We start from the raw sequence: 5278 nt of genomic DNA on the forward strand, positions 1-5278 counted from the left end.
TGGCTCATGACGGAGTTGGCAGAACAACGCATTCCGCCCCGAGCGGGGCGCAGTAATCCACGGGTCGTGAAAAAGCCTCGGGCAAAATTCCCCGCCCGAAAACCCTCCCATCGGGGGAGGGGAACGGTTCGACCCCAACTTAATGTCTCGATCCTAATACCAACCTGAACCTTATCCGAACAGTATTGCTTCAACCCTCTCCTTGATCCTCGAATCAAAGCTCAAAATCTGCTGCCTGGTTCTCAAGAAAGCCTGCTGCTCCGCTGCTGAGCAGGCCCCCAACCATTTGATCAACAGCTCTGGTACATCAGCCAAATCCCCAGGCTGACTGCTCAAGGGGCTTTCCTGATACGGCAGCATAGCCCTAGCTGGCTGGCTGCCTTCATCCTCAAACTTCAGTTCTAGGTAGAACTGATCTTCTTGAACTACCCTCACCTGAATGAACTCGAAGGATAACCGGCTGTACTGGCGGTCAATGTAGTTGTGGCGGTGGAAGGTGGGAGCGATCGCAATCAGCCGAATGGGCTTCCCGTAGTCAATCTCATCGGGGAAGGGGCGTTCCTCCAGCAGGTTGGCATAGTAGCGGGTGAGCTGCTGCACCACGTAGCGGTCCTCTGTATTTTTCAGCTCCAGGATAGTCAGCTGGCCATCTGGTGCCAGAGCCAGGATGTCGCAAATCTCGCCTATAACGGCATACTGTCGCTGGAATGGTCTCAGGTGGAGCAATTCTTCTAACCGGCTCCATACGAAAGCCTCCAGGGCCTGCTCACTGGCAAACTCCCAGCCCTGAGCTATTCGTCTCAGTGGCACATAGCCTAACGGGCTAGTCACCGTTACCCCTTTCATGAACCTCTTGTCTAGGAAACCCAGTACAGACAACAAACATAAACCTAGCGGGCATACTTAGAGCGATCCACAAGCTCAACTCCATGGCCACCCTCATCCCCGCCTACAGCAGCTGCAACTCTCGCATGACCGCAGGAGAACGCCGCCTGGCCCAACGGCTCGAAGCCAAGCTCGATGACGATTACCTACTCTGGTACGACGTGCCAGTAGGCCCACAGCACCTGCATCCCGATTTCATCCTCCTACACCCTTCCCAAGGCCTGTTTGTGCTGGAGGTGAAGGACTGGAAGCTGGATACCATCAAGGCTGTGAACCCGGATGAGTTTGAGATCACACCCAACGGCCAACCCAAGCAGGTCAAGAATCCTCTCAACCAAGCGCGAGACTATGCCCTGGCCATCTGTTCACTATTGGAGCAAGACCCACAGCTGGTACAAAGCGAGGGCCGCTACCAGGGGAAACTGCTCTGCCCCTATGCCTACGGGGTAGTGCTGCCCAACATCACCCGTCGCCAGTTCGACTCACAGCCAGCCCTGGCCCAGGTAATCAACGCTAATCTGGTCATCTGCCGGGATGAGATGACCGAAAGCGTAGACCCAGGGGAGTTTCAGGAACGACTCTGGGCCATGAGCCCCTACCACTTCGGCACGACCCTCACCAGCACCCAAATTGACCGCATCCGCTGGCACCTCTACCCCGAGCTACGCATCTCCACCAAGCAGCTCTCCTTCTTCCCAGAGGACCCCAAAGAAGCCCTACAGACCGCTATCCCGGACATCCTCAAGGTGATGGACCTGCAACAGGAGCAGCTGGCCCGCAGCCTGGGGGAAGGACATCGGGTGATCCATGGGGTAGCCGGGTCTGGCAAAACCCTGATCCTGGCCTACCGCTGCCAGCACCTGGCTGAAACCCTGCAATCGGTGTTGGTGCTTTGCTACAACGTGACGCTGGCGGCGAAACTGCGAGCCTTGATGAAAGAGAAGGGCTTGGATCACCAAGTCACTGTCCGCCACTTCCATGGCTGGTGCGGCGATCAGCTGAGGCGCTATGGTATCCCCCGGCCCAACTACAACCAGTTCAAAGGCACAGCCTACGTCGAAGAACTGGAGAAACGGACCCTGGCCGCCGTCGAGACCGGGACAATCCCCATGGGGCAGTATGGTGCGGTGATGGTGGATGAGGGCCACGACTTTGCCCCAGAGTGGTTAAAGCTGGTGGCTCAAATGGTGAACCCGAAGACTGATTCTCTGCTGATCCTCTACGACGATGCCCAGAACCTCTATGGGCAACGGGCCAAGCGCGAATTCAGCTTCAAGAGCGTCGGTATCAAGGCCCAGGGCAGAACCACTATCCTCAAGCTCAACTACCGCAATACGGCCCAGGTGCTGCTGCTGGCCTATGAGTTCGCTAAAGAAGTCATGCAGCCCACCGATGACACCGATGATGATATGCCGCCCCTGGTCGCCCCCAGCAGCGCCGGTCGGCAGGGACCAGTACCGGAGCTGGTGAAATGCCGGAGCTATAAGGAAGAGATAGCCCACATTCTTCAGCGGGCTCAGCAGCTGCAAGAGCGGGGCATTCCCTGGAATGAGATGGCGATCATCTATCGCGCCAAGTGGATGGGGGAGAAGGCCTTCCAGCAGCTCCAGCAGGCCGGGTTGCCGGTGGACTGGATCAACCAGAGCAGCGCTAGCCGTCACTTTGACCCCTCGACCCAAAGCATCAAGCTGATGACGATGCACGCGAGCAAGGGGCTAGAGTTCCCGGTGGTGTTCATCCCTGGGGTGGGCTACCTGCCCAACAGGTATGGGGAAGTGACTGATGAGGCCCGGTTGCTCTATGTGGCCATGACCAGGGCGATCGAGGTGCTGGTGTTGAGTTGCGATCGCAGGTCGGTGTTTGCTGAGCGGCTAGAGGGGGCGTTGGGGAAGGTGGCTTAATGTTCTGGGGGAAATGGCATGATTGGCGCAAATATTCAATTTTTGTGAAGAGGACCAATCTGAGTTGAATATCCTAAAATACGAAGCTAATATGCTTATAAAGCTCCCGTTTCTGAGGGGGTCTGCCGAACCTCGAAAACCGCATTATCTCGTTGACCCCCCCAGATGCCGCTCCGTACAAGGGTTTCAGCCCTGTTGGCAGAGGGGTTATTGACAGTAATTCTCAGTTATTTGGCCTCTGATTAGACCCCCCCAGATTTGGGGTGTTGAAAGCCTTGCTTTGTAAAGGTTTCAGATTGAGGGGGTTCAAATCCCATTACCCCGCAAGGGGACGGAAACACCTGGAGCGTGCTGTTGCCAGGGGTGTACCCGGGTTCAAATCCCATTACCCCGCAAGGGGACGGAAACCAGCGGTACCGGCCCCAAAGAGAGCCGATTGGTTGGTGGTTCAAATCCCATTACCCCGCAAGGGGACGGAAACCAAAACGAGTTAAACGAGGCATAAGATAAGTCTCCTGTTCAAATCCCATTACCCCGCAAGGGGACGGAAACATCCCGGCATACCGGGCCGTGACCACCAAGAAGTGTTCAAATCCCATTACCCCGCAAGGGGACGGAAACCCGAGTAACCCTGTTCCAAGAGAGAATGTTAATAAAGGTTCAAATCCCATTACCCCGCAAGGGGACGGAAACCCGCAATCAAGCGGAGAGGTCATGGTAACCGCCCAAGTTCAAATCCCATTACCCCGCAAGGGGACGGAAACCATCGTTTTCATTGTAGAGGTTTCCTTCTCCTCGGGTTCAAATCCCATTACCCCGCAAGGGGACGGAAACTGCAAGTTCTTTTCCTATATCTACGGGGCGATACTCATGTTCAAATCCCATTACCCCGCAAGGGGACGGAAACGTTGAGCTTAGCGAGCTGCGAAGCCTGTAGGGGTAGTTCAAATCCCATTACCCCGCAAGGGGACGGAAACATATCGTAACGCCGATCCACTGAAATATGGGTGGTGCGAGTTCAAATCCCATTACCCCGCAAGGGGACGGAAACAGGAATTGGAATTCCGCTGGAAAACAGTAGATAGTTCAAATCCCATTACCCCGCAAGGGGACGGAAACTGCGCTAGCCCCCGTTTGGACCTCCAGACTCTCAAGTTCAAATCCCATTACCCCGCAAGGGGACGGAAACGTATACCCAGGTATCAATGTCTGTGTTAAAGGGTTTCCCCTGTTCAAATCCCATTACCCCGCAAGGGGACGGAAACTTCACAAGGTTTTTAATCTCGTTTATAACCTCAACGGGTTCAAATCCCATTACCCCGAAAGGGGACAGAAACCCCTAGCCAGAACAGATGTAGGGCAACCCGTGACGTGGGCTCTAGGTGTCGATGACCAGACGGCAACCTGGTGACGGCTCCCGCCTGGCCTGCTCATCCCCGGTGGTTAGCTGAATTCTTGACGGTTTTGGGCACTCGGGTTGAACATGCCCAACTAGCGGCAGTCTAGGCTGTGGAGAGCTCAATCCCCAGACTTACACCGCACCCGGCAGCTATCACAATGGCATCCATCGGGTAGGTCGCAACGTCAAAAACCCTAGACAATTCTGTACACCACGGCTCCGTCACTCTCTCGGTTGCCAGACCTCAGCAGGTCTTGATGCTCCATCTCAAGCAAGGTGCCGCGCAGTTCCTCCGGGCTTTTGCCAGTCTTGATAACACAATCGGCCATGGTCACTTCGCCTTTCTCCTGGGCAAATCTGAGCAAGGTAACCGTGAGATCGCTGGCGTTCTCTTCCTGTCCAGCGCTAATGCCCAGTTCTTTAGCCGCTCCTCTGGCTTTGTGGATAGCCATAACGTTTTCGATGGGAGCACCAATGATTAAAAATCCCAGTAGGGCACTCAGGGGGCCATCGTCTACATCGGCCAGAATAAGCGGTAGCCAAATTGCCAGGGTGATCAGGGCTAACTTTTTCCGCCCAGTGTAGAGGTATCCGACTGGGGTCAGGAAGAAGGTGAGCAACCCTGCCCCCCAGGTGGATTTTTTGGCCAGTTTTCTGACTTGTTGAGGGGTCTTGGTATCGAACATGGTTGGTGTCCTCGGGCAACTGCCACTTAATGAGGTTTAGTTCATTCAGTTACATCCGATTCTGGAATAGTGGAGACGTCAGCCTGTAATTTGGAGGGTTTCTCTTTGGATTTCTGGTCAGGAGGCAGTAACGGGTAGCCTTCTTCGTCACTAGCACAGCAAAACCCTCAATCCCCAGACTTACACCGCACCCGGCACCCATCACCGATCGCATTCACCGGGTAGTTCTGAAACACCCGCTGTACCCCCTGCTCATAGCCCTCAAAGGTATAGGCGGGTGCCGTACTTAGCAGCGCCTCAATCAGCTTCTGGGTGAAGAACGGCGACACGGTGAAGAACCGCAGGGCTTTGACCACCATCCCCGGCCAGTCCGTCAACACCACCACAATGCCCAGGTGGGCCTCTGG

General features: G+C 55.3%; 4 protein-coding genes, 1 pseudogene and 1 CRISPR repeat array. Of the genes and pseudogenes, 2 read left to right on the forward strand and 3 right to left on the reverse strand.

Features of this window, described 5'->3' with window-relative positions; genetic code table 11:
- Positions 1–171: 171 nt before the first annotated feature.
- The gene (locus tag E1H13_RS26075) at positions 172–831 is read right to left on the reverse strand and encodes an endonuclease NucS domain-containing protein (protein WP_169617880.1); all 660 of its coding nucleotides are present in this window, start codon (positions 829–831) and stop codon (positions 172–174) included.
- Positions 832–929: 98 nt separating this feature from the next.
- Between E1H13_RS26075 and E1H13_RS26080 the strand changes: the two genes are divergently transcribed.
- Positions 930–2786 carry a 3'-5' exonuclease gene (locus E1H13_RS26080; protein WP_169617881.1) on the forward strand — a complete coding sequence of 619 codons (1857 nt, stop codon included), beginning with the start codon at positions 930–932 and terminating at the stop codon, positions 2784–2786.
- A gap of 304 nt (positions 2787–3090) precedes the next feature.
- A CRISPR array of direct repeats spans positions 3091–4123; the repeat unit is 35 nt; unit sequence GTTCAAATCCCATTACCCCGCAAGGGGACGGAAAC.
- Positions 4124–4181: 58 nt separating this feature from the next.
- Positions 4182–4292 (forward strand): annotated as a pseudogene (locus tag E1H13_RS28205) (protease); the annotation flags it as partial.
- A gap of 87 nt (positions 4293–4379) precedes the next feature.
- Here the strand turns inward: E1H13_RS28205 and E1H13_RS26090 are convergent.
- Positions 4380–4871 (reverse strand): hypothetical protein, encoded by a 492-nt coding sequence (locus E1H13_RS26090; RefSeq protein WP_169617882.1) that lies wholly within the window; start codon positions 4869–4871, stop codon positions 4380–4382.
- Between the two features lie 167 nt (positions 4872–5038).
- Positions 5039–5278: hypothetical protein (locus tag E1H13_RS26095; protein ID WP_169614696.1), on the reverse strand; the 240-nt coding region annotated here is incomplete at its 5' end.

Origin of the sequence: Nodosilinea sp. P-1105 (genome assembly GCF_012911975.1) — a bacterium.
Classification (GTDB): Bacteria; Cyanobacteriota; Cyanobacteriia; order Phormidesmidales; family Phormidesmidaceae; genus Nodosilinea.

Coding starts and splice junctions, on each gene's coding strand:
- E1H13_RS26080 (WP_169617881.1), top strand. CDS start 930: ATGGCCACCCTCATCCCCGCCTACAGCAGCTGCAACTCTCGCATGACC.
- E1H13_RS26090 (WP_169617882.1), bottom strand. CDS start 4,871: ATGTTCGATACCAAGACCCCTCAACAAGTCAGAAAACTGGCCAAAAAA.